Here is a 23,649-nt window from a genome sequence, read left to right as displayed (position 1 = left end):
TGGCAGCGAAACTACTGGTGGTGGACCGGGCCGCGCGGACGCAACCCGTACATCCCTCCGTCGACCGCGAGCGCCGTGCCGGTGGTCGAAGCCGACAGCGGGCTGGCGAGATACACGACCGCGTTCGCGACCTCGTCCGCGGTGACCAGCCTGCCCATCGGCTGACGGGCGGCCAGCGCGGCGCGTTCGGCCTCCGGATCGCCCGCGGCGTCGAGCAGCCTGCCGACCCACGGCGTGTCCGCGGTGCCGGGGCAGACGCAGTTGACGCGGATCCGGTCGGCGAGGTGATCGGTCGCCATCGCCAGGGTCAGCGAGAGCACCGCGCCCTTGCTGGCCGAGTACAGCGCGCGGTTGGGCAGGCCCGCCCACGCGGCGATCGAACAGGTGTTGACGATCGCGGCCGACGGCGAGTTCTTCAGATGCGGCAACGCCGCCCGCGCGAGCCGCACCATGCCGACGACGTTGATGTCGAGCACCCGGTGCCATTCGTCGTCGCTGTTGGCGGTGACGTCGCCCTGCGCGCCGATACCCGCGTTGTTGACCAGGACGTCGAGCCTGCCGAATCGCTCGGCGACCGCGTCGATCGCCGACCGAACCTCCTTGTCGGAGCCGACGTCGCAGCGGAATCCGGTGAGGCCTTCGGGAAGGTCGCCGGGATTCAGGTCGAGCACCGCGACCTTCGCCCCTCGCGCGGCGAGCAGGTCGGCGGTGGCCCTGCCGATTCCCGAGGCACCGCCGGTGACGGCGGCGACGAGGCCTTCGAACTCACTCACTGGTTTGTCTCCGTCCACTCTGGACCGTCGGGGAAGGTGAACCGGCGCAGGGTCGCGTCGTGCATCCGGGCCGAGAAGCCCGGCGCGGACGGGGCGACGTAGCGGCCGTCGACGACGGCGGCCGGATCGGTGAAGTGCTCGTGGAGGTGGTCGACCCATTCGATGGACCGGTCGGTGTCGCTCCCGGACACGGCCACGAAGTCGAACATCGACAGGTGCCGGACGAGTTCGCACAGCCCGACGCCACCGGCGTGCGGACAGACCGGGACGCCGAATTTGGCCGCCAGCAACAGGATCGCCAGGTTCTCGTTGAACCCGCCGACCCTGGCGGCGTCCAGCTGCAGTACCGAGATCGCGCCCGCCTGCAGCAGCTGCTTGAACACCACGCGGTTCTGGACGTGCTCGCCGGTGGCCACCCGGATCGGGGCGAGCGCCTTGGCGATCGCGGCGTGCCCGAGCACGTCGTCCGGCGAGGTGGGTTCTTCGATCCAGTACGGGTCGTACGGGGCCAGCGCGGTCATCCAGGTGATCGCGGTCGAGACGTCCCAGCGCTGGTTCGCGTCGACGGCGACCCGGATGTCCGGGCCGACGGTCTCGCGGGCGAGCTTCATCCGGCGGACGTCGTCCTCGAGATTCCCGCCGACCTTCAATTTGATCATCTCGAAGCCGTCCGCGACCGCCTGTTCGGCGAGCCGGACCAGTTTCGCGTCCGAGTAGCCGAGCCAGCCGGGGGAAGTGCTGTACGCGCGGTAGCCGTCGCGCTCGATCTTGGCGATCCGCTCGGCGCGGCCGGGTTCGGCGGCGCGGAGGATGTCGAGCGCCTCCTGTTCGGTCAGCGCGTCGGAGAGATACCGGAAATCGACGAGGGAGACCAGGTCCTCCGGCGACATCTCGGCGGCGAACCGCCAGACGGGGAGCCCGGCGATCCGCGCGGCGAGATCCCACGCGGCGTTGACCACCGCGCCGATCGCCATGTGCGCGACGCCCTTTTCCGGGCCGAGCCAGCGCAGTTGCGAGTCGCCGACCAGTGCCCGTGAAAGGTCGCCGAGCGCGGCCGCGTCGGTGGGCACGTCCCTGCCGACGACGTGCGGTTCCAGCGCGCGGATCGCCGCGGCCTGGACGTCGTTGCCGCGTCCGATGGTGAAGGCGAGCCCGTAGCCGTCCGGGCCGCCGTCGGTGTGCAGCACGACGTACGCGGCCGAGTAGTCCGGGTCCGGGTTCATGGCGTCCGAACCGTCCAGCTCCCGCGAAGTGGGGAAGCGGACGTCGAGCACCTCCATGCCCACGATCTTCGCCATCACGCCTGCCTGACGTTCTGACGCTGGCGGCCGAGGCCGTCGATCTCGAGCTCGATGACGTCACCTTCGGTCAGGTACGGCTTCGGCTCGGGCTGGCCGAGCGCGACGCCCTGCGGGGTGCCGGTGTTGATGAGGTCCCCGGGGCGCAGCACCATGTACTGGCTCACGTAGTGCACGATCTCCGCGACCGAGAAGATCATGTCCTTGGTCGACGAGTCCTGCTTCTTCTCGCCGTTGACCCACAACCGCAGGCCGAGGTCCTGCGGGTCGGCCACCTCGTCGGCGGTGACCAGCCACGGGCCGAGCGGGTTGAAGTTCTCGCACGACTTGCCCTTGTCCCAGGTGCCGCCGCGTTCGAGCTGGAACTCGCGCTCGGACACGTCGTTCGAGACGGTGTAGCCGGCGACGTACTCCAAGGCCTCTTCGACACTTTCGAGGTAGCGCGCGGTCTTGCCGATGACGACGCCGAGCTCGACCTCCCAGTCGGTCTTGGTCGAGCCGCGCGGCACGAGCACGTCGTCCTCCGGGCCGACGACGACGTCGGGCGCCTTCATGAAGACAACGGGTTCGGTCGGGACCTCGGCGCCGGATTCCTCGGCGTGCTGCCGGTAGTTGAGGCCGATGCAGACGACCTTGCCCGGCCGCGCGATCGGCGAGCCCACCCTGGCCGACGTGAATTCGGGGCCCGCTTCGGGCAGTTCACCGGCGGCCAGCGCGGCCGCGACCCTGGCGACGCCGTCGCCCGCGAAGAAGCTGCCATCGATGTCGGCGGTCAGCGCCGAGAGGTCGCGCAGCGTGCCGTCCCCGGCACGTACGAACGGACGCTCACTTCCCGGCTCCCCGAGTCGCAACAGCTGCACGGATTTTCCCTTCCAGCCGAACCGTCAACAATCAACGGCTCCCACAGCAACGAACAGACATCCGATGTATACCCGACGACCTCCGACGAGATCTAGGGGCCACTCGGATTTGTCCGGAAAATTGATCGGATCAGTCTTGCGAAGTCCGGGTGGCGAGACTCACAGTGGGAATAGTTACCTACTCTAAGCAAGTTGTTCCTCGCGGAACCATCACTGGGGAAGGAACGAGCATGACCATCGCGCCCGAGCGAGTGGAAGAACCCGTCGCGCGTCCTCTCACGACCGGACGCGCCCGGTTCGTCCTGATCCTCGGCGGCCTGTCCGCCTTCGGGCCCCTGTCCATCGACATGTACCTGCCCGCGCTGCCGCAGATGGCGGGCGAACTGCGCGCGGCGGACGCGACCGTGCAGCTCACGCTCAGCGCGTTCATCATCGGGCTCGCGCTCGGCCAGCTGATCCTCGGACCGCTGTCCGACGCGATCGGCCGCCGCAAACCGCTCGTGGCCGGGCTCGCGCTCTACATGGTCGGCTCGATCCTGTGCGCCGTCGCCCCGACCGCCGAACTGCTCATCGCCGCCCGCGGGGTGCAGGCCTTCGGCGCCGCGGCCGGCATCGTGATCGCGAGGGCGACCGTGCGCGACCTCTACTCCGGCACCGCGATGACGAAGTTCTTCTCGCTGCTCATGCTGGTCAACGGGCTCGCGCCGATCCTGGCGCCGATCATCGGCGGCCAGGTCCTGAACTGGACGTCGTGGCGCGGCGTGTTCGTCTGCCTGACCGTGTTCGGCGCGGTCCTGCTGGCCGTCGTCTTCTTCCTGCTGCCGGAACCCCTGCCCGAGGAACGCCGCACCCCCGCGCGGTTCGGCTCGGTGCTGCGGAAGTACGCGAGCCTGTTCCGCGATCGCGGCTTCCTCGGCTACGCGCTGGCCTCCGGGCTGATGTTCGGCAGCCTGTTCGCCTACATCTCCGGCTCCTCCTTCGCGCTGCAGGGCGTCTACGGGCTCAGCCCGCAGGCGTACAGCCTGGTGTTCGGCCTCAACGGCATCGGAATCGTGGCCGTCGGACAACTGAACGGGCGCATCGTCGGACGTTTCCCGGAGCGGACGCTGCTGACCGTCGGCCTGGTCATCGCGGCGGTGGCCGGCTTCGGCGTGCTGGCCGCGACGGTGCTGAACCTCGGGCTGATCGGGCTGCTGATCCCGCTGTTCATCCTGGTGTCGAGTATCGGCATGGTGGCGCCGAACGCGAGTTCGCTGGCGCTCGCCGAACAGGCGCGGTCCGCCGGTTCGGCGTCGGCGCTGCTGGGTGTGCTGCAGTTCGTCGTCGGCGGGCTGGCGACGCCGCTGGTCGGGCTGGGCGGTCCGGGCACCGCGGTCCCGATGGGGATCGTGATGGCGGGCTTCGGCGTGCTCGCGCTGCTGGCCTTCGGGACCATGACGCGGCCTTCGCGCGCTTCGGTGCCTCTCGCGGCTGTCCCCCAGGAGGCCTGACCCCCTCACGCGCGCTAGGAAAGGACCGTTCCTTGCAAATTTTGCAAGGAACGGTCCTTTCCTAGCATCCGGAGGGGTCAAACGAGCGAAGTGAGATCGGCAGTCCTCAGCTGCTCCGCGGTCACCGCCGCGCGTCCCTCGACCAGGGCCTTCAAGGCGTCCCCGTCATCCCACTGGTTGACGTTCATCGCGGCGGCCACCTGCCCGTCCCGCAGCCAGAACGCGGTGAAGTCCCGCGCCGCGAGATCGCCCCGCACCACGAGTTCGTCGGTCTCGGGATCGGCGAGGCCGCGGTACTCGCATCCGAGGTCGTACTGGTCCGAGAAGAAATACGGACTCCGCAAGTACGGCTCGTTCTCGCCCAGCAGGTTCCCGGCGACGTGCTCCCCCTGCCACTTCGCGTTCGACCAGTGCTCGACGCGGACACGTTTTCCGTAGCGGGGATGGAAATGCGCGGCGATGTCGCCGATCGCGTAGACGTCGGGCGCGGCCGTCCGAAGGCCTGCGTCGGCGCAGACACCGCCGTCGTCGGACAGTTCCAGCCCGGCGGCGTGCGCGAGGTCGACCCGCGGCGCGGCGCCGACGGCCACCAGCACGACGTCGGCAGAGAGCTCGTCACCACTCTGAAGGCGGACACCGGTCACCCCGTCCGGGCCGCCGGTGAAGCCGGCGACGCCTTCACCCAGACGCCAGTTCACCCCGTGCTGCGTGTGCAGGTCCTTGAAGACGCCGGACACCTGATCGCCCAGTACCGCGAGCAACGGCGAGCCGACCTGGTCGACCACGGTCACCTCGGCGCCGTGTTCCCTGGCGGCCGCCGCGGCCTCGGTCCCGATCCAGCCCGCGCCGACGATCACCACCCGCCGCGCGTCCTTGAACGCCGAGCGGAGCGCGAGCGCGTCGTCGAGGGTGCGCAGGGTCCGCAGACCCGGCAGATCCCCGCCGGGCACCGGCAACGAACGCGGCCGGGAGCCGGTCGCGAGGACGAGCCGGTCGAAGCGGTGTTCGCCGCCCGCGTCGTCGTGCACGAGCCGCGCGCCGAGCTCGATCCTGGTCGCGGTCACCCCGCTCCGGAACGCGATGTCCTTCTCGCCGTAGAAACCTTCGCCGTGCACCCAGTCGGGTTCATCGGTCTTGCCCATCAGAAGTCCCTTGGACAAGGGCGGCAATTCGTACGGGCGATGTGTATCGGTGCCGAGAAGCACGATCTCGCCCTCGTAACCGCGTTCTCGCAGCGTCCCGGCGGCCGTCGCCCCGGCGAGACCGGCGCCGACGATGACGATCTTCCTGGGTTCGGACATCCATGACCTCCCAAGCAGTCCCTCCCCCGGACGCTACTCCCGTTCGTCCCCTTCCGGCCTAGCGAGAGCGGAAGTCGATCACGATATGCAGGATCGGTTAACCCATCAGTAGGAACATGGGGTAATCGGCGTCACGCCCCCGAAAGCGCCTCGTCCCAGCCTCGGACGAGAAAGGGAGATCATGGGATACGGGAGGATGAGGACGTTGGCACCCCGGGACGAATGGTCGGTCGGCTGCCGGGATCTCGCGGGCAGGCGCAGGGACGTGACGGTGTTCGTGAGCAGCGACAAGATCGTGCTCGTGGCGCCGCCCGGAGAGGCCGCCGTACTCGGGCCGCTGGACGTGGGGCGCCTGCGCGCCGCGCTCCGCGACGCCGTGGTCGCGGTGGCCGAACATCCGGACCACAGTGAATGACAACTACCGTTCCTACTTCTGAGTAGGTAGAGTCGGCCCCGTTCGGAAGGAGCCGGCCATGACCACCTACTTCGTGACGGGCGCGACGGGTTTTCTGGGAAAACGCCTGGTCGCGCGCCTACTACGGCGACCGGAGACCGTAGCCGTCCATGTTCTCGTGAGGGAGACCTCACGCGGGAAGCTCCCGAGCCACGAGAAGCTCGTTCCCGTCACCGGCGATCTGACCGAACCCTCGCTGGGCATCGATCCCGCCCGCGTGGGACCCCTCGACCACGTCGTGCATCTCGGCGCGATCTACGACCTCACCGCGGACGAAGCGGCGAACCGCGCGGCCAACGTCGACGGCACGCGCAACGTCCTGGAGTTCGCCGCGGCCGCGAAGGCCGGGCTCTTCCACCACGTCTCGTCGATCGCGGTCGCGGGACAGTACGCCGGACGGTTCACCGAGGCCGACTTCGACCTCGGCCAGGGTTTCGCGTCGCCGTACCACGCGACGAAGTTCGAGGCGGAGAAACTCGTACGACGGCACGGGAAAACGCCGTTCCGCGTGTACCGGCCGTCGGCCGTGGCCGGTGATTCGCGCACCGGTGAGATGGACAAGATCGACGGCCCGTACTACTTCCTTCCCGCGATCTCGCGACTCGCCGCGCTGCCCCGCCGTCTTCCACTGGCCGCCCCGGATCTCGGCGCCACGAATCTCGTTCCGGTCGACTACGTCGTCGAAGCGATGGAACACCTCATGCACGTCGACGCGCCCAGTGGCAGCACGTACCACCTCGCGTCGCCCCGGCCACAGCCGCTTCACGAGGTCTACAACGCGTTCGCGCGGGCCGCGGGCGGGCCGAAGATCTCCGCCGTTCTTCCCGCCCGGCCTTCCGGAGCGCTCAAGCGCGCGGGAACCCGGCTGGCGAAATCCGCGGCCGCCGGCTTCGACCGGGTCCCCGGCGGACGGTCGGCCCGCGCGGCGGTGCTCGCGGAACTCGGCATCCCGCTCGAAGTCCTGCCGCATCTGAGCATGGAGGTCGACTTCGACACCAGCGCGACCACGGCCGCGCTCGAAGGCAGCGGGATCACCTTGCCCCCGTTGAAGGAGTACGCCGGTCCGCTCTACCGGTACTGGCTCGCGCATCTGGATCCCGATCGCGGCCGCCGCCGTCCCGGGCCGGAACCGCTCGACGGCCGCAAGGTCCTCATCACCGGCGCGTCCTCGGGTATCGGGCGCGCGTCGGCGCTCGCCGTCGCCGCGAAGGGCGGCGAAGTGATCCTCGTGGCCAGGCGCGCCGACGAACTCGAAGAGGTCCGCGAGCAGATCGTCGCGGCCGGCGGCAAGGCGTCCGCGTATCCGTGCGACCTCACCGACGGCGGCGCCGTCGACGCTCTGGTCAAGGACGTGCTCGCCGCGCACGGCGCCGTCGACATGCTGGTCAACAACGCGGGCCGCTCGATCCGGCGATCGCTTTCGCTGTCCACCGAACGGTTCCACGATTTCGAGCGCACGATGGCGATCAACTACTTCGGACCCGTGCGGCTGACGCTGGGCCTGCTGCCGTCGATGACCGCGCGCGGTTTCGGCCACGTCGTGAACGTGACCACCCAAGGACTCCAGACCGACACGCCGCGGTTTTCCGCTTACCTGGCTTCGAAGGCCGCGTTGGAGGAGTTCGGGCTGACCGCCGGGCGGGAAACGCTTTCCGACGGCGTCACCTTCACCTCGGTCCGGATGCCGCTGGTGCGCACCGACATGATCGCCCCGACCGGTTCCTATCGCGGCATGCCGTCGAGCTCCCCCGAACGCGCCGCCGCGCTCGTGGTGAAGGCGTTGGAGAAACGACCGGAGATCCTGAACCTGCCCGAGGGAACGGCCGCCGAACTGGTGACGCTCGTCGCACCGAAGACGGCCCGGTTCTTCGCCCACCTCGTCTATCGCGCGATGCCCGAATCCGCACCGGAATCCCGTGGCCTGCCCCGAAAGGCCCCGCTCGCGTCGGTGGCGGGCGCGGTCACGAGGCTGGTCTGGCGCCGTCGTCCCTGACGTCCCGCCGCCGGGGCTCGATCGGGGGACGCCCCCGGCCGCTACCATCGGTTTCCGATACGCCGGGGGTCGGCGGGCACGGGCCGAGGTAGGGACGACCGGGAAGGGGCAGTGTGGACGTCGCCAGTCCCCCGCTGTCGACCGGACCGGACGCAGCGGTGGTACGTCCGTCCAGGACAGTGCTGCGGCTGTGCCTGCACGCGGCCTGGGTGCTCGCGCTCGCCGTCGCCACCGAACTCCGGGTGGGGCGCTTCGGTTTCCACCCGTCGGACCAGGGTTTCATCCTCGCCCAGGCCTGGCGGGTGCGGCACGGGGAAGTGCCGCATTCGGACATCATCTCCGCGCGGCCGCTGGGTTCGGCGTACCTGCACATCGTCGACTTCCTGCTGCCGGGGCCGCTGTTCTTCGTCTCCAGCGTGCTCAGCATGCTGGAGATCATCCTGGCGACCATCGCGTTCGCGGTTCTGGTCACCCGCCGCCGCGTGCGTGACTGGGGGCCGGGACTCACCGGGCTGACGGCGGCCGCGTCGCTGCTGAACCTCAACGCGTTCCCGCTCATGGCGTGGCACACGATCGACGGGATCTTCCTGACCGCGTGCGGCGCTTGGGCGCTGGATTCGGGACTGCGCAACGGCAAGGCGTGGCCACGACGGCTCGGCCTGGTGCTGCTGGGCACCTCGGTGTTCGTCAAACAGAGTTTCGCGCCGGTGCCGCTGATCGCGCTGTGCTGGCTGCTGCTGCACCCGTCGCTGCGCGAGGGAGCGTTCCGCACCGGCCGCTGGTGGGGACGGCTGGCCTGGGATCTGCTGGCGCTGGGCGCTTTCCTGGTCTTCTACGTCGGAATCGTCACCCTCGACGGCGGGCTCGGCGCGATGGCCGAGCAGCTCACCGGCGGGCTGCCCGCGTACGGCGAGCGGCTTCTCGGGCTGTGGCTGGAAAATCCCGCGTCCCTGCTGCGTCCACCGGTGCGGGGCTTGACGTTCTTCCTGATCGCCGGGGTGTTCCTGGCCCTGCTCGGGACCTTCCGCGACCGCGCCGGTTTCGCCGGGGCGCTCCTCGCCCGGCTGTTGCTCCTGGCGGGGGTGGCGGTGGTGGTCGGCACCGTCGTCGACGGGCATTTCACCGGCGCGTCGCGCTGGGCGGACGTCCTCTGGTGGATCCTCGGTGTCGCGCTGCTGGTGAACTGGGTCGCGACGCGGCGATTCCCGAGAATGGCGGCGCTGGTCTTCGCGACCGGCTTCATGACCAGCCTGTCGTGGGGCAACGACACCCCGACGTTGTTCACCGGAACACTGGCGCTGACGGCGATCCTGCTGCTCGCGGACGCGCTGCCGCCGATGCCGGAGCCGGCCCGCCGGGTGCGGCTGGCGGGCGCGACAGCGATGGGCCTGGTCGCGGTGCTGGTGTCGGGCTGGGCCGTGGTCGCGCATCACGACGAAGCCGCGTACCTCGACATGGCGCACGAGAAGCTGACGGGCGACCTCGGCACGGTGACGCCGTCGATGCGCGGCATCCGGACGAATCCGGGTACCTACACCTACATCTCCCAGATCCACGACTGCGTCACGCGTTTCCCCGCCGGGCGCACGGCCGTCCTGCCCGACAATCCGTTCGCGTATCCCGCCTTCGGCCTGCGCAACCCGTTCCCGCTGGAATGGCCGCTGCCGCTGGAGATCGTCGCCGACGCCCCGGAACGCATGCTCGCGGCGGCCGACGGGCTCAACCGCGACGGCGACTACCTCGTGCTGTTCCAGACCGTGAGCATGCCGGTGCTGGCCAAGGGCGGCCCCGTGCCCGACCAGGTCGCCGGGGACGCCCCGATCTTCGACTACCTCGGGCTGGAGAACGCGCTGCGGTCACGGCTCACCGGGCGGACCGTCACCTGTGGCAGCTTCATCGGCAAGTGGGCACCCCGCCCCTGACGCGTTTCGTCCTCTGAATGCGGTAGTTCGCGCTGCCAACTACCGCATTCAGAGGACGAAACGCGTTGGGGGTCAGTCGACGCCGGCGTCCTCGGGGCGGCCGGAGGCGAGTCCGGCGAGGACGTCCAAAGCGGCCGCGAGCGTTTCGAGCGGCGGCGACGAGACGGCGAGCCGCACCGCGTTCGGGGCGTGACCGGGGACGACGGCGAACGCGGCCGCCGGGGTGACCGCGATCCCGCGGCGCGCGGCCGCGGCGACGAAGGTCTCGGCGCGCCAGTGTTCCGGGAGCTCCCACCAGCAGTGGTACGCCTGCGGATCGGCGCGCAGGGTGAACCCGGCCAGGCGTTCCGCCGTCAGCCGCTGGCGTTCCGCGGCGTCGAGCCGTTTCGCCCGTTCGACGGTTTCCAGCGTGCCACCGGTGATCCACCGGGTGGCTGCTTCGACCGCGAGCCGGGGCGCGACCCAGCCGCCCGAGCGCACGGCCGCGGCGAGCCGTTCCGTCCATGCCGCCGGGACGGCGAGGAATCCGGTGGTCAGCCCCGGCGCGAGCCGTTTGGACATGCTGTCGGCGAACACCGTGCGTTCCGGCGCGTACGCCGCGAAGGGGCGGATCTCGGGCCGCAGGAAGGTGTAGATCCCGTCCTCGATCACCGGGATGTCCATCCGGCGCACGGTTTCGGCCAGCTCGATCCGGCGCGCTTCGTCCATTGTGGACCCAAGTGGATTGTGCAGCGTCGGCTGGACGTACAGCGCGCGGACGGACGCGGCTTCGAGCGCTTCGGGAATGAGGCCCCGGTCGTCGGTCTCGATGGGCACCAGTTGCACACCTAGCCGCCCGGCGAGCGCCTTGACCACCGGGTAGGTGATGGCTTCGACGGCGAGCCGTTCCCCCATCGGCACGAAGGCGGCGATGGCGGCCGCGATGGCCTGCCGCCCACTCCCGGCGAAGAGGACTTCAGGTGTCCAGCCGTCCTTCGCGATCAGCCCGGCGACGGCGTCACGCGCCTGCTTCGAGCCCGAGACGCTTCCCGGCCGCAACGCTGCTGTCAGGACGTCTTCGCGCAGAAGCGGCTCCAGCGCCTTCCCGACCAGCGCCGACTGTTCCGGAAGGACGGCGAAGTTGAGTTCGAGGTCGACCGTCGCACCGCCGGGCTCGGCGAGCGCGGTCTCCAACGGCGGCCGACCGGCGCGGACGAACGTGCCCCGGCCGACCTCGCCGACCACGACACCCCTCCGGACGAGTTCGCCGTAGACCCGCGCGGCCGTCGAGTTCGCGATCCCGCGTTCCCTGGCGAACCGCCGCTGCGGCGGCAGCCTGTCGCCCGGCCGGAGCCTGCCAGCCTCGACGTCGGCGGAGATCTCGTCCGCGACTATCCGGTAGTCCTCCATGCCGCCCTTCGATCGCACCGAGTGCATTCACGCGATTGCACTGGGGATGATGCCATCGAAGCACGTCGTGAGCCGACTGCGACCTACGGAACACCACAACGGCGGCCTCCTAGGTTAGCCTAACCTGCGTGGAGACCGTGGAAACCCTCACCGAGCAGAGCACGACGTCCCGTCTGCACGCGGACGCGCTGACGCTCGCCTACGACGGCCGGACCGTGGCCGAAGACCTCGGGGTGGTCATCCCCGACCGGTCGTTCACCGTCATCGTCGGGCCGAACGCCTGCGGCAAGACCACCCTGCTGCGCGCGCTGGCGCGGATGCTCAAACCGCGCAAGGGTTCGGTGTTCCTCGACGGCCAGGTGATCAGCTCCTTCCCCGCCAAGGAGGTCGCCCGGCGGCTCGGCCTGCTGCCGCAGAGCTCGATCGCGCCCGACGGCATCACCGTCGCGGACCTCGTCGCGCGCGGCCGGTACCCGCACCAGCGCCTGCTGCGCCAATGGTCCCGTGAGGACGCCACCGTGGTCGCGGAGTCCATGCGCGCCACCGGCGTCGACGATCTCGCCGAGCGGCTGGTCGACGAACTGTCGGGTGGTCAGCGGCAGCGAGTGTGGATGGCGATGGCGCTGGCGCAGGAGACCGATCTCCTGCTGCTCGACGAGCCGACGACCTATCTGGACATCGCGCACCAGATGGACATCCTCGACCTGTGCGCGGAACTGCACCAGAAGCAGGGCCGGACGCTGGTCGCGGTGCTGCACGACCTCAACCACGCCGCCCGCTACGCGACGCACATGATCGCGATGCGCGGCGGAGAGGTCCTCGCGACCGGCGCACCCGAAGAGGTCGTGACCGCCGCCAACGTCGAAAAGATCTTCGAGCTGCCCTGCCGGGTCATGCCGTGCCCGGAAACCGGTACCCCGCTGGTGATCCCGAAAGCCGGCCGCCGCGCCGCCTGATGCACTCGGAGTAGGTTGGCGGCGGAGGTGCCATGTCACAGCAACTGTGGTCCGAAGTGGACGACTATCTGTCCGGGGTGCTCGTCCCGTCCGACCCCGCCCTCGAAGGCGCGCGGAAGGCGTCGGACGAGGCCGGGCTGCCGTCGATCGCCGTCGCACCGAACCAGGGCAAACTGCTCAACCTGATGGCGCGGATGATCGGCGCCCGGTCCATCCTGGAGATCGGCACGCTCGGCGGGTACAGCACGATCTGGCTCGCCCGCGCCCTGCCGCCGCAGGGCAGGCTCGTCACCCTCGAATACGACCCGAAGCACGCCGATGTCGCGCGCAGCAACATCGACGCGGCCGGGCTCGGCGGGCTGGTCGACGTCCGCGTCGGCAAAGCGCTGGACCTGCTGCCGTCGGTCGACGGCCCGATCGACCTGGCGTTCATCGACGCCGACAAGGCCAACAACCCGGCCTACTTCGAGGCGTCACTGAAGCTCGTCCGGCCCGGCGGCGTGATCGTGGTCGACAACGTCGTCCGCGGTGGCACGGTGACCGACGCCGCCAGCGAGGACCCGAACATCCAGGGCATCAGGCGGCTGCACGAGATGATCGCCGCCGAACCCCGCGTCGACGCGACGGCGATCCAGACCGTCGGCAGCAAGGGCTACGACGGCCTGACCGTCGTGCTCGTGAAGCCCTGACGGACATCGCTCGGCCCGCCGGGTCATGGGTGTTTCGGGTCGCTAGAGCCAACGGTGTCTTAGGTACCTACGCGGATCGCGGCTGAGCCAACCTGCGCCAGTAGGCACGTCAGCGCGTGAAGCTTCGGGTCAGGTCCGTGAAGGCCTCTTGCCTCGGCTCAGCCGAGGAAACTCGACCATGCCAGTACATGAAGGCCCCCATCCTTGCGCCTAGGTACAGGAAGGGGGCCTTCATGTACAACCCGGCTCGTGAGTGGCGTTTCGGGTTAGAACCAACCGTGTCCTGAGTACCTACTGGCGGTCTTGCGTGACTGGATGGACGACACACGTGATCCGACGGACGACACGCGTGTCTGGACGGACCACTCACGGCGAAAGCTTCGCCGCGAGCGTGTCGTCCATCTGATCACATGTGTCGTCCGTCGGATCACACGTGCCGTCCGCCCAATCACGCGAAGCCACCGTCTCGGTACAACCCGGCTCGTGAGTGGCGATTCGGGTTAGAACACGAAACGCCACTCACGACCCACTGGACCGAAGCATCACCGCGGCGCCGTCGTGGCAGGCCGCGGTTCGGAACCGTCCGGCCACCGCGCCGGCTGTCCTCGGTGGACACCGTTCATGAAGCGCTGCCACATGTCCGACGGCAGTGTCCTGCCCGTCAGTTTCTCCCCGGCGGCGTCCCGCATCCGGCGCGGCTCGTCGGAGCCGACCCAGACCGCGGTCGCGAGCTGCGGCGTGTACCCGACCGCCCAGCCGCCCGCGTTGTCGTCCGTCTCCTCGAACCGGAAGTCGCCGGTCTTCAGCGCCGCCGGACGATCCTTCAGACCGGTGGCCAGCACCTGGCTCATCGTGCCCGCGATCCGGCGGCTCAGCACCTCGTCGCCCTGGAACGCGGGCGTCTTGTCCGACGGCCGTTCCCACACGATTTCGCCGTTCTCGTCCCGGATCTTCGACACCAGATGCGGGGTGGCACGCATGCCGTCGGCGGCGAAGGTCGCGTAAGCACCGGCCATGTCGCTGGGGCGTAAGGGATACCGGCCGACGGCGATCCCCGGGCCGATCAGGAATCCGTCCTTCTCCCGCAGGGTCACCGCACCGTCGACGGACTCGGGGATCCCGGCCGCGCGGGCGCCTTCCCGGACCGCTTCGGCGCCGAGCTTCTTCGCCAGGTCGACGAACGGCCCCTGAGCGCCCCGCCCCATCGCCTCGCGCAGCGTGCACTTCCCGCCTTCGCCGCATTGGTCCTGGAACTCGAAGGTCTCGCCGAGGAAATCGACCGACGCGGCCGCCTTCAGCGGTTCGTCCACGTTCACGCCCCGTTCGAGACCGGCGGCGAGGAGCAACGGCTGGAACGCCGAGCCGGTGCCGTACTGGGTGCCCGCGTAGTCGTGCACGCTCCAGCCACCGCCGTTGTAGGCCCGGATGGCCCCGGTCCCGGGTTCGACGGCGACCAGCGACGCGCGGAAATGCTCAGGCTGCCCCTTCAACCGCTCCTTGACCGCCTTCTCGGCTTCGGCCTGGGCACGCGGATCGATGGTCGTCTCGACCTTCATCGCGCCGCCGCGCAGCCGGTCGAGCGGGTAGCCGACCTGCTCGAGTTCGGCGAGGACCTGCTGCTTGATGTGGTACTGCTCGTAGGTGACGCGGCCGGCGCGGGTCTCCGACGGCGCCTGGATCGCGTCCTCCGGATAGGTCATGGCGACCGCTTCGGCCTGGCTCACATAGCCACGCGCGACCAGTTTGTTCACCACGTAGGACCAGCGCTTCATGGCGTGCTCGTGGCTGGAGGCGTACGGGTCGTGCACCGAAGGCGACTGGATCATCCCCGCGAGGAAGGCCGCCTCACTCCAGGTCATCGAGTCGTCGAGTTTGCGGCCGAAGTAGGCGTTCATCGCCGAAGCCGGGCCGTAGGTGCCGCGGCCGAACGAGATGATGTTGACGTAGCTTTCGAAGATCTCCTTCTTGGTCTGCTGCTGGGTGATCTTCGTGGCGAGCACGAGTTCGGAGAACTTCCGCGTGAGGGTGGCGTCCTCGTTGCCGGTGGACTTCTTGATGTACTGCTGGGTGATCCCCGAGCCGCCGCCGACACCGGTCACCAGCGCGCGGCCGAGCCCGGTGAGATCGAAACCCTCGTTGTCCCAGAAGGTCGGGTCCTCGGTCGCGACGATCGCGTCGCGCAGTTTCGCGGGGACGGCGTCGTAGGGCACGAACAGCCGGTCGCCGCCGGGCGGGACCACCTTGAGCAGTTCGGAGCCGTCGGCGTTCTGCAGGACGACGGTCTTGTCGAGATCGGCGAGCACCTCTTGCGGGCTGCGGACGTCGAGCAGGACGTACGCGAGCCCGAACGCGACGACCGGGATGCCGATCACCAGGCCGAGCGTCCAGGCGACGATCTTGCGCCACCTGCGCTTCTTCGGTTTCGGCTCCGGGGTGGCCGTGGTCTCCGACTCGGGTGCGTCTGCCTCATCCGGGTTTTCCACGCCAGGTTAGACGCCCGAACGAGTGAAAAGGTTGTGGGAAAGTCACCAAACTGCCTCCTGTTCATGACTTGAAGAATTCTTCATTTGATAATGTGAACAGATGCCCGTCCCCCTGTACCAGGCCAAGGCGGAGTTCTTCCGCATGCTGGGCCACCCGGTCCGGATCCGTGTACTGGAGCTGCTCGCCGAAGGCCCGAAGGCCGTCCGCGAACTGCTCGCCGAGATCGAGGTCGAGGCCTCCAACCTCTCCCAGCAGCTGGCTGTCCTGCGCCGGTCGGGAATCGTCACCTCGACCCGCGAGGGCTCGACGGTGGTGTACGCGCTCGCCGGCGGCGACGTCGTCGAGCTCCTGCGCGCGGCCCGGCGCATCCTCACCGAGCTGCTGGCCGACCAGAACGTCCTGCTCGCCCAGCTACGCGACGCGGAGTGACGGCGTGGCGGGTCTGAGACTTTCGGAACTGCGCTCGCTCCTGCCCGGACGTGAAGACCTGCGGACGCTCAAACGCGCTCCCCGGCGCGACCTCACGGCGGGCCTGACCGTCGCGATCGTCGCGCTGCCGCTGGCGCTGGGCTTCGGCATCTCGTCCGGCCTCGGGGCGGAAGCCGGGTTGGTCACCGCGATCGTCGCCGGCGCACTGGCCGCGATCTTCGGCGGCTCCAACCTCCAGGTGTCCGGGCCGACCGGCGCGATGACCGTCGTGCTGGTGCCGATCATGGCCACGCACGGGGCGGGCGGCGTGCTGACGGTGGGCCTGCTCGCCGGGATCTTGCTGCTCCTGCTCGCGGTCGCCCGCGCCGGCCGGTACATGCGCTACGTGCCGACACCGGTGGTCGAAGGCTTCACGCTGGGCATCGCCGGGGTGATCGCGTTGCAGCAGGTCCCCGCCGCGCTCGGCGTCGCCACGCCGGAAGGCGAGAAGGTGGCCGTCGTCGCGGCGAAGGCGGTGGCCGATTTCGCCGGACATCCCGCCTGGCCGTCGATCGCGATCGCCGCCGGGGTCGCCGCCCTGATGCTGCTCGGCGCGAGGTGGCGGCCGTCGATCCCGTTCTCGCTGGTCGCGGTGGCCGTCGCGACCCTCGTGAGCCATTTCGCGCAGCTGCCGGTCGCGCGGATCGGCGCACTGCCCAACGGTCTTCCCGCGCCCTCGCTGGATTTCCTGGATCTGTCGACCTTGGGCGCGCTGGCTCCCTCCGCCGTCGCGGTCGCGGCGCTCGCCGCGCTGGAAAGCCTCCTGTCGGCCACGGTCGCCGACGCGATGAGCGTCAACGAACGCCACGACCCGGACCGGGAACTCTTCGGGCAGGGCCTCGCGAACCTCGTCACCCCGCTGTTCGGCGGCGTGCCCGCCACCGCGGCGATCGCGCGCACCGCGGTCAACGTCCGCGCCGGGGCGAAATCGCGGCTGGCCTCGTTCACCCACGCGATGGTGCTGGCGGTGATCGTCTTCGCGGCGGCGCCGCTCGTGGCCACGATCCCGATCGCGGCGCTCGCCGGGGTGCTGCTGGCCACGGCCGTCCGCATGGTCGAGGCGGGTTCGGTCCGCGCGCTCCTGCGCTCCACCCGGCGTGACGCGCTGGTCCTCGTGCTCACCGCCGCCGCGACACTGATCCTGGACCTGGTCACCGCGGTCATCCTCGGCCTCGTCGTGGCGGGCGCCCTGGCCCTGCGGGCGATCGCGAAGGCGGCTCGCATCGAAGAGGTGGCGCTCGACCACGCCGATCACGTCGCCGAGGAACGGGCGCTCCTGGACGAGCACATCGTCGCGTTCCGGCTCGACGGACCGCTCGTCTTCGCCGCGGCGCACCAGTTCCTGCTGGAGCTGTCCGAGGTCGCCGACGTCCGGGTGGTCATCCTCCGGATGTCACGGGTGTCGGCCATCGACGCCACCGGCGCCCTCGTCCTGCGCGACGCCATCGAACGCCTCGAACATCGCGGGATCACGGTGCTGGTGTCGGGGATCAAACCCGGCCACGAGAAGGTGCTCGACGAACTCGGCGTCGCGGACCGGCTCCGCGCGGAGGGCCGGGTCTTCCCGGATACACCGCACGCCATCGATTTCGCGCACGCGCTGCTGACCTCAAGCGAGGAACGCGCGAAGCAGTGACGCGGTCCCTTCGACGTGTTCCGTCATCGCCCGGCGGGCCGCCTCGGAGTCCCCGGCGAGGATCGCGTCGACGATGGCCTCGTGCTGGGCGTTGGAATGCTCCAGGTTCGGTTCCAGCAGCGGGATCATGTCGAGCAGCTGGTTGACCCGCATCCGCGCGTCGGCCATCGCCGTGGTCAGCGAGCCGGACGCGGTGACCTCGGCGATCGCCAGATGCAGCCGCGAATCCTTGCGCCGGTAATCGCCGACGTCGGCCGCCGCGGCCTCGGCGAGCGTGCTGGTCAGATGCTGCCGGTCGGCCGGGCTGAGCGAACGCGAGGCCGCCATTTCGGCGGCGCCGGTCTCCAGGACGTGCCGGAGGCCGAGCGCGTCCTCCAGCGTGGCGTTGTCGACCTTCCGGCCGTCGGCGGCGGGCGGGTCGGGCAGGACGTCGTTGACGAACGTGCCGCCGTACCGTCCCCGCCGCGACTCGACGTAGCCCGCGTCGGACAGCGCGCGGATGGCCTCGCGCAGCGTCACCCGGCTGACCCCGAGCCGCTCGGCGAGCTCGCGTTCCGAGGGCAGCCGCTCCCCCGCGCCCACCACGCCCAGCCGGATCGCCTGGAGCAGCCTTTCGACGGTCTCCTCGAAGGCGTTGCCCGCGCGCACCGGGCGGAACAGCGCGTCACCCGCGTTCGCGACCGTGCTCGACTCCACCCTTCGAGTTTAGGCGGCCCGCAATTCGTCCTCTGGATGCGGTACTTGCGTGTGCAACTACCGCATCCAGAGGACTAAATGCGGGCCGTCAGCACTCGATGACGTTCACGGCGAGGCCGCCGCGCGCGGTCTCCTTGTACTTGACGCTCATGTCGGCACCGGTCTCGCGCATCGTCTTGATCGCCTTGTCCAGCGTCACGACGTGCGAGCCGTCGCCGCGCATCGCCATCCGCGCCGCGTGGATCGCCTTCGACGCGCCGACGGCGTTGCGTTCGATGCACGGGATCTGCACCAGCCCGCCGACCGGGTCACAGGTGAGCCCCAGGTGGTGCTCGACGCCGATCTCGGCGGCGTTCTCCACCTGCGCGGGTGAACCGCCGAGGACCTCGGTGAGCCCGGCGGCGGCCATGGCGCTGGCCGAACCGACCTCACCCTGGCAACCGACCTCGGCGCCCGAGATCGACCCCGTCTGCTTGAGGATCGAGCCGATCGCGCCCGCGGTGAGCATGAACGTCACGATGCCGTCGTCCGACGAGCCCCGGATGAACCGCTGGTAGTAGTGCAGAACGGCCGGGATGATCCCCGCCGCGCCGTTGGTCGGCGCGGTGACGACGCGGCCACCCGCGGCGTTCTCCTCGTTGACCGCCAGCGCGTACAGGCTCACCCAGTCCATCGCGTACAACGGATCGCCGACGCCGTCCTCGGCGAGCAGCTTCTCGTGCAACGCCTTGGCGCGACGCGGAACCTTCAGGCCGCCCGGCAGGACGCCCTCGTGCTCGCAGCCGTTGCGCACGCATTCCACCATGACCTGCCAGATCTCCAGCAGCCCTTCGCGGATCTCCTCGCGGGTGCGCCACGCGAGTTCGTTGCGCAGCATGACCTCGCTGATGGACAGCCCGGTGTCCTCGCAATGCTTCAGCAGGTCCGCGCCGGTGCGGAACGGGAACTCCAGCTTCGTCGAGTCCTCGACGACGACGGTGTCGGTCTCGTAGGACTCGTCGCGGACGAACCCGCCGCCGACGGAGTAGTAGGTGCGCTCGCGCAGCACCTTCCCGTCGGCGTCGAACGCGCGGAAGATCATCCCGTTCGGGTGCGCAGGCAACGACTTCCGCCGGTGCATGGTCAGGTCGGTGTCCTCGGTGAACACGATCTCGTGCTCGCCGCGCACCTTCAACCGGCAGGATTCGCGGATCGCCGCGATCTTGCCGGGCACGGTGTCGGTGTCGATCTCCTCCGGACGCTCCCCGGACAGCCCGAGCAGCACGGCCTTGTCGCTGCCGTGCCCGAACCCGGTCGCGCCGAGCGAGCCGAAAAGCTCACTCTGGACGCGTGCCGTCGCGGTGAGGTCACCGTCGGCCGCCAGACCGTCCACAAAGGTCAGTGCGGCCCGCATCGGGCCCACCGTGTGGGAGCTGGAGGGGCCGATGCCGATCGAAAACAGGTCGAAGACGCTGATCGCCATTGATCTGCCCTCCTTCCTATCTGGCCAGCAGTGAGCTGGCCTCTTGGGCCGCGGGCCCTTCGGCGGCGAGATGGGCCAAATTCTCCGACAGCGCTTCGCCGCGGTGGGCCTTCGTCTGGGCGAACAGGCGACCGGCCCGATACGACGAGCGTACGAGCGGCCCGGCCATCACACCAGCGAAGCCCATCGCTTCGGCTGCCTTCGAATGCTCGACGAACTCCTCCGGTTTGACCCAGCGGTCCACGGGGTGGTGGCGCGGTGACGGGCGCAGGTACTGGGTGATCGTGAGGATCTCGCAGCCTGCGTCGACCAGGTCCTTCATCGCGGGCGCGACCTCTTCGGGGGTCTCGCCCATGCCGAGGATCAGGTTCGACTTCGTCACCAGACCGGCCTCACGAGCCTTCGTGATGACTTCCAGCGACCGCGCGTACCGGAAGCCGGGCCGGATGCGCTTGAAGATCCGCGGCACCGTCTCCACGTTGTGCGCCAGAACCTCCGGGCGCGAACCGAAGACCTCGGCCAGCTGGTCCGGATCCGCGTTGAAGTCCGGGATCAACAACTCGACACCGGTGCCGGGGTTCAGCGCGTGGATCTGACGGACGGTCTCTGCGTACAGCCACGCACCACCGTCCTCCAGATCGTCGCGCGCGACACCGGTCACCGTCGAGTAGCGCAAGCCCATGGCCTGCACCGACTCCGCCACCTTGCGCGGCTCGGTCCGGTCCAGCGCCTCCGGCTTGCCCGTGTCGATCTGACAGAAGTCACACCGGCGCGTGCACTGGTCACCGCCGATCAGGAACGTCGCCTCACGGTCTTCCCAGCACTCGTAGATGTTGGGACAGCCGGCTTCTTCGCAGACGGTGTGGAGGCCTTCACGCTTGACCAAGCCCTTGAGCTCCGTGAATTCCGGACCCATGCGCGCACGGGTCTTGATCCACGGCGGCTTCTTCTCGATCGGGGTCTGCGCGTTGCGGACTTCCAGCCGGAGAAGTTTGCGCCCCTCGGGGAGCGCGCTCATCGGCCGAGGTCCGCGTACAGCGGGTGCTTCTTGGCCAGCAGTTCGACCCGGGCGGCCAGCGACTGGCGCAGGTCCTCGTCGAAGTCCGGGCGCAGCGCCTCGGCGATGATGTCGGCCACCTCGGCGAAGTCCTCGGCACCGAAGCCGCGGGTCGCCAGCGCCGGGGTGCCGATCCGCAGGCCGGAGGTGACCATCGGCGGACGCGGGTCGAACGGGACGGCGTTGCGGTTGACCGTGATACCGACCGAGTGCAGCCGGTCCTCGGCCTGCTGACCGTCCAAAGTGGAGTTGACCAGATCGACGAGCACCAGGTGCACGTCGGTCCCGCCGGTCAGCACGCGGACGCCGGCCTCGCTGCAGTCCGTGCGCGACAGGCGGTCGGCCAGGATCTTCGCGCCTTCGAGCACGCGCTGCTGACGCTCGCGGAACTCCTCGCTCGCGGCGATCTTGAGCGCGACGGCCTTGGCGGCGATGACGTGCTCCAGCGGGCCGCCCTGCTGACCGGGGAACACCGCCGAGTTGATCTTCTTGGCGAGTTCCTGACGGGACAGGATGATGCCGCCGCGCGGACCGCCGAGGGTCTTGTGCGTGGTCGTGGTGACGATGTCGGCGTAGGGCACCGGGCTCGGGTGCAGCCCGGCGGCGACCAGACCGGCGAAGTGCGCCATGTCGACCATGACCTTCGCGCCGACCTCGTCGGCGATACGGCGGAACTCGGCGAAGTCGAGCTGACGCGGGTACGCCGACCAGCCTGCGATGATCAGCTTCGGCTTGTGCTCCTTGGCGAGGCGCTCGATCTCCTCGATGTCGACGATCCCGGTCTCTTTGTCGACGTGGTACGCGACGACGTTGTAGAGCTTGCCCGAGAAGTTGATCTTCATCCCGTGGGTCAGGTGCCCGCCGTGGGCGAGGTCGAGACCGAGGATGGTGTCGCCGGGGTTGAGCACCGAGACCATCGCGGCGGCGTTGGCCTGCGCGCCCGAATGCGGCTGGACGTTGGCGTGCTCGGCGCCGAAGAGCGCCTTCGCGCGGTCGATCGCCAGCTGCTCGATGACGTCGACGTGCTCGCAACCGCCGTAGTAGCGGCGGCCGGGGTAGCCCTCGGCGTACTTGTTCGTCAGCACCGAACCCTGCGCCTCGAGCACGCCCACCGGGGCGAAGTTCTCCGAGGCGATCATCTCCAGGGTCGACTGCTGCCGGTCGAGTTCGGCCGCGACGGCGGTGGCGACCTCGGGGTCCACATCGGACAGGGCAGCGTTGAACATCTCAGTTCTCCTGGGTCAAGACGGCGTACGCCTGGGCGTCGAGCAGGGCGGGCACGTCGCCGGTCAGACGCACCTTCAGGAGCCATCCTTCGGCGTACGGGTCCGAGTTGATGAGCTCGGGGGTGTCCGTTGTGGCCTCGTTCACCTCGACGACCTCGCCGTCCACCGGTGCGTACAGCTCGCTGACCGATTTGGTGGACTCGACCTCGCCGAACACCTCGCCCGCGGTGACGGTGTCGCCGACCGAGGGGAGCTGGACGAACACGATGTCACCGAGCGACTCGGCGGCGAAGGCGGTGATGCCCACGGTGGCGACGCCGTCGGCGACGTTCAGCCACTCGTGTTCCTTCGTGTACTTCAGGTCCTGGGGGATGCTCATGATGTCGGAAGGGCCTTTCAGGCGCGGGAGTAGAAGGGCAGGGCGACGACCTCGACGGGCTCGATACGGCCCCGGATGTCGACGGAAAGCTCGGTGCCGGGCTCGGAGTGCTCCCGGTCCACGTAGGCCATGGCGATCGGGTAACCCAGCGTCGGCGAGAGGGCACCGCTGGTGACCTCGCCGATCTCGGTCTCGCCCGCCAGGACGGTGTAGCCGTGACGCGGCGCGCGGCGGCCGGAGCCCTTGAGCCCGACGCGGACCCGGGGAACGTCCTTCTTGGACAGCTCTTCGAGCGCGGCCTTGCCGACGAAGTCGTTCGGCTTCTCGAACTTGACCACCCGGCCGAGACCGGCCTCGAACGGGCTCAGCTGGAGGCTGAGTTCGTTGCCGTACAACGGCATTCCGGCTTCGAGACGCAGGGTGTCGCGGCAGGCGAGGCCCGCCGGGAGCAGGCCGTGCGGCTCGCCGGCCTCGGTGAGGATGCGCCAGACGGCGGGTGCCTCACCGGCCGGGACGTACAGCTCGAAGCCGTCCTCGCCGGTGTAGCCGGTGCGGGCCAGCAGGACGTCGTGACCCTTCACCACGGCCGGGACGCTCGCGTAGTACTTGAGCGCGCCCAGGTCGGCGTCGGTGACGGCGCCGAGGATCTCGACGGCCTTCGGACCCTGGACGGCGATCAGCGCGACGTCCTCGGACTTGTTCTCGACGACCGCGTCGAAACCCGAGACCCGCTCGGCCAGCGCTTCGGCCACCACGGCGGCGTTGCCCGCGTTGGCCACGACCAGGAACTTCTCGTCGGCGAGGCGGTAGACGACCAGGTCGTCCAGCACGCCGCCGTTCTCGTCGCAGATCATCGTGTAGCGCGCCCGGCCCGGCTTGACGCCGGACAGGTTGCCGACCAGCGCGAAGTCGAGGGTGTCGGCGGCCTGCGGGCCGGTCACCTCGATCTCGGCCATATGCGAGAGGTCGAACAGACCGGCGGCCTCGCGGACCGCCTTGTGCTCCGCCAGTTCGCTGGAATAGCGGATCGGCATCGACCAGCCCGCGAAATCGGTGAACAGCGCACCCAGTCCTTTGTGGACTCCGTGCAGGGACGTCTCTTTCGACATCAAGTGC

At 69.5% G+C, this 23,649-nt stretch carries 20 protein-coding genes; 8 read left to right on the top strand and 12 right to left on the bottom strand.

From position 1 onward, the window contains the following. Window positions 1–11 precede the first annotated feature (11 nt). From AJAP_RS09110 to AJAP_RS09100, 3 genes are read right to left on the bottom strand one after another with little or no spacing between them, the layout of a single operon-like run. Window positions 12–773: an SDR family NAD(P)-dependent oxidoreductase gene (locus AJAP_RS09110; RefSeq protein ID WP_038509646.1), complete on the bottom strand. Its 762-nt coding sequence runs from the start codon at window positions 771–773 to the stop codon at window positions 12–14. After that, a complete protein-coding gene (locus tag AJAP_RS09105; protein ID WP_038509644.1) occupies window positions 770–2,071 on the bottom strand; it encodes an enolase C-terminal domain-like protein in 1,302 nt (433 codons plus the stop codon). The genes AJAP_RS09110 and AJAP_RS09105 overlap by 4 nt, the downstream gene beginning before the upstream one ends. Beyond that, window positions 2,071–2,931, bottom strand: coding sequence for a fumarylacetoacetate hydrolase family protein (locus AJAP_RS09100; protein WP_038509641.1), 861 nt, complete (start codon window positions 2,929–2,931; stop codon window positions 2,071–2,073). The genes AJAP_RS09105 and AJAP_RS09100 overlap by 1 nt, the downstream gene beginning before the upstream one ends. Before the next feature lie 230 nt (window positions 2,932–3,161). On the opposite strand from AJAP_RS09100, the gene AJAP_RS09095 reads away from it, so the two are divergent. After that, the gene (locus tag AJAP_RS09095; RefSeq protein ID WP_038509639.1) at window positions 3,162–4,421 is read left to right on the top strand and encodes a Bcr/CflA family multidrug efflux MFS transporter; all 1,260 of its coding nucleotides are present in this window, start codon (window positions 3,162–3,164) and stop codon (window positions 4,419–4,421) included. A 77-nt stretch (window positions 4,422–4,498) separates the two neighbouring features. On the opposite strand, the gene AJAP_RS09090 is transcribed toward AJAP_RS09095, so the two are convergent. After that, a complete protein-coding gene (locus tag AJAP_RS09090) occupies window positions 4,499–5,722 on the bottom strand; it encodes an NAD(P)/FAD-dependent oxidoreductase (protein WP_038509637.1) in 1,224 nt (407 codons plus the stop codon). A gap of 196 nt (window positions 5,723–5,918) precedes the next feature. Between AJAP_RS09090 and AJAP_RS09085 the strand changes: the two genes are divergently transcribed. From AJAP_RS09085 to AJAP_RS09075, 3 genes are all read left to right on the top strand, one after another. Continuing rightward, window positions 5,919–6,137, top strand: coding sequence for a hypothetical protein (locus AJAP_RS09085; RefSeq protein WP_039922712.1), 219 nt, complete (start codon window positions 5,919–5,921; stop codon window positions 6,135–6,137). 58 nt (window positions 6,138–6,195) lie between these two features. Continuing rightward, window positions 6,196–8,169 carry an SDR family oxidoreductase gene (locus AJAP_RS09080; RefSeq protein WP_038509636.1) on the top strand — a complete coding sequence of 658 codons (1,974 nt, stop codon included), beginning with the start codon at window positions 6,196–6,198 and terminating at the stop codon, window positions 8,167–8,169. Window positions 8,170–8,282: 113 nt separating this feature from the next. Beyond that, window positions 8,283–10,091, top strand: coding sequence for a hypothetical protein (locus tag AJAP_RS09075; protein ID WP_038509635.1), 1,809 nt, complete (start codon window positions 8,283–8,285; stop codon window positions 10,089–10,091). A 72-nt stretch (window positions 10,092–10,163) separates the two neighbouring features. On the opposite strand, the gene AJAP_RS09070 is transcribed toward AJAP_RS09075, so the two are convergent. Next, window positions 10,164–11,480 (bottom strand): aminotransferase-like domain-containing protein, encoded by a 1,317-nt coding sequence (locus AJAP_RS09070; RefSeq protein WP_038509634.1) that lies wholly within the window; start codon window positions 11,478–11,480, stop codon window positions 10,164–10,166. Window positions 11,481–11,608: 128 nt separating this feature from the next. Here AJAP_RS09070 and AJAP_RS09065 point away from each other — a divergent pair, with 128 nt between their 5' ends. Beyond that, on the top strand, window positions 11,609–12,436 hold the full coding sequence (locus AJAP_RS09065; protein WP_038509632.1) for an ABC transporter ATP-binding protein: 828 nt from the start codon (window positions 11,609–11,611) through the stop codon (window positions 12,434–12,436). Between the two features lie 32 nt (window positions 12,437–12,468). Next, on the top strand, window positions 12,469–13,125 hold the full coding sequence (locus tag AJAP_RS09060; RefSeq protein ID WP_038509631.1) for an O-methyltransferase: 657 nt from the start codon (window positions 12,469–12,471) through the stop codon (window positions 13,123–13,125). 542 nt (window positions 13,126–13,667) lie between these two features. On the opposite strand, the gene AJAP_RS09055 is transcribed toward AJAP_RS09060, so the two are convergent. Beyond that, a complete protein-coding gene (locus AJAP_RS09055; protein ID WP_038509629.1) occupies window positions 13,668–15,608 on the bottom strand; it encodes a transglycosylase domain-containing protein in 1,941 nt (646 codons plus the stop codon). 100 nt (window positions 15,609–15,708) lie between these two features. On the opposite strand from AJAP_RS09055, the gene AJAP_RS09050 reads away from it, so the two are divergent. Together AJAP_RS09050 and AJAP_RS09045 are read left to right on the top strand one after the other, a co-directional pair. Then, window positions 15,709–16,038 carry an ArsR/SmtB family transcription factor gene (locus AJAP_RS09050; RefSeq protein ID WP_038509627.1) on the top strand — a complete coding sequence of 110 codons (330 nt, stop codon included), beginning with the start codon at window positions 15,709–15,711 and terminating at the stop codon, window positions 16,036–16,038. Between the two features lie 4 nt (window positions 16,039–16,042). Then, entirely contained in the window at window positions 16,043–17,713 is a 1,671-nt protein-coding gene (locus AJAP_RS09045) for a SulP family inorganic anion transporter (protein ID WP_038509624.1), read from the top strand. Here AJAP_RS09045 and AJAP_RS09040 read toward each other — a convergent pair. From AJAP_RS09040 to gcvT, 6 genes are all read right to left on the bottom strand, one after another. After that, on the bottom strand, window positions 17,687–18,409 hold the full coding sequence (locus tag AJAP_RS09040) for a FadR/GntR family transcriptional regulator (RefSeq protein WP_016336365.1): 723 nt from the start codon (window positions 18,407–18,409) through the stop codon (window positions 17,687–17,689). The genes AJAP_RS09045 and AJAP_RS09040 overlap by 27 nt on opposite strands. An 88-nt stretch (window positions 18,410–18,497) precedes the next feature. Continuing rightward, on the bottom strand, window positions 18,498–19,871 hold the full coding sequence (locus AJAP_RS09035; protein WP_038509622.1) for an L-serine ammonia-lyase: 1,374 nt from the start codon (window positions 19,869–19,871) through the stop codon (window positions 18,498–18,500). A gap of 16 nt (window positions 19,872–19,887) precedes the next feature. After that, a complete protein-coding gene (gene lipA / locus AJAP_RS09030) occupies window positions 19,888–20,889 on the bottom strand; it encodes a lipoyl synthase (RefSeq protein WP_016336367.1) in 1,002 nt (333 codons plus the stop codon). Further along, entirely contained in the window at window positions 20,886–22,154 is a 1,269-nt protein-coding gene (glyA, locus tag AJAP_RS09025; RefSeq protein ID WP_038509619.1) for a serine hydroxymethyltransferase, read from the bottom strand. Before glyA ends, lipA begins: the two co-directional genes overlap by 4 nt. Window position 22,155: 1 nt before the next feature. Continuing rightward, window positions 22,156–22,533, bottom strand: coding sequence for a glycine cleavage system protein GcvH (gene gcvH / locus AJAP_RS09020; RefSeq protein WP_038509617.1), 378 nt, complete (start codon window positions 22,531–22,533; stop codon window positions 22,156–22,158). Between the two features lie 17 nt (window positions 22,534–22,550). Continuing rightward, window positions 22,551–23,642: a glycine cleavage system aminomethyltransferase GcvT gene (gene gcvT, locus AJAP_RS09015; RefSeq protein ID WP_038509615.1), complete on the bottom strand. Its 1,092-nt coding sequence runs from the start codon at window positions 23,640–23,642 to the stop codon at window positions 22,551–22,553. Between the last annotated feature and the right edge of the window lie 7 nt (window positions 23,643–23,649).

The organism is Amycolatopsis japonica (assembly GCF_000732925.1).
Lineage (GTDB): Bacteria > Actinomycetota > Actinomycetes > Mycobacteriales > Pseudonocardiaceae > Amycolatopsis > Amycolatopsis japonica.
The sequence above is the reverse complement of the archived record's forward strand: the minus strand, read 5'-3'. Positions and strand labels throughout refer to the sequence as shown.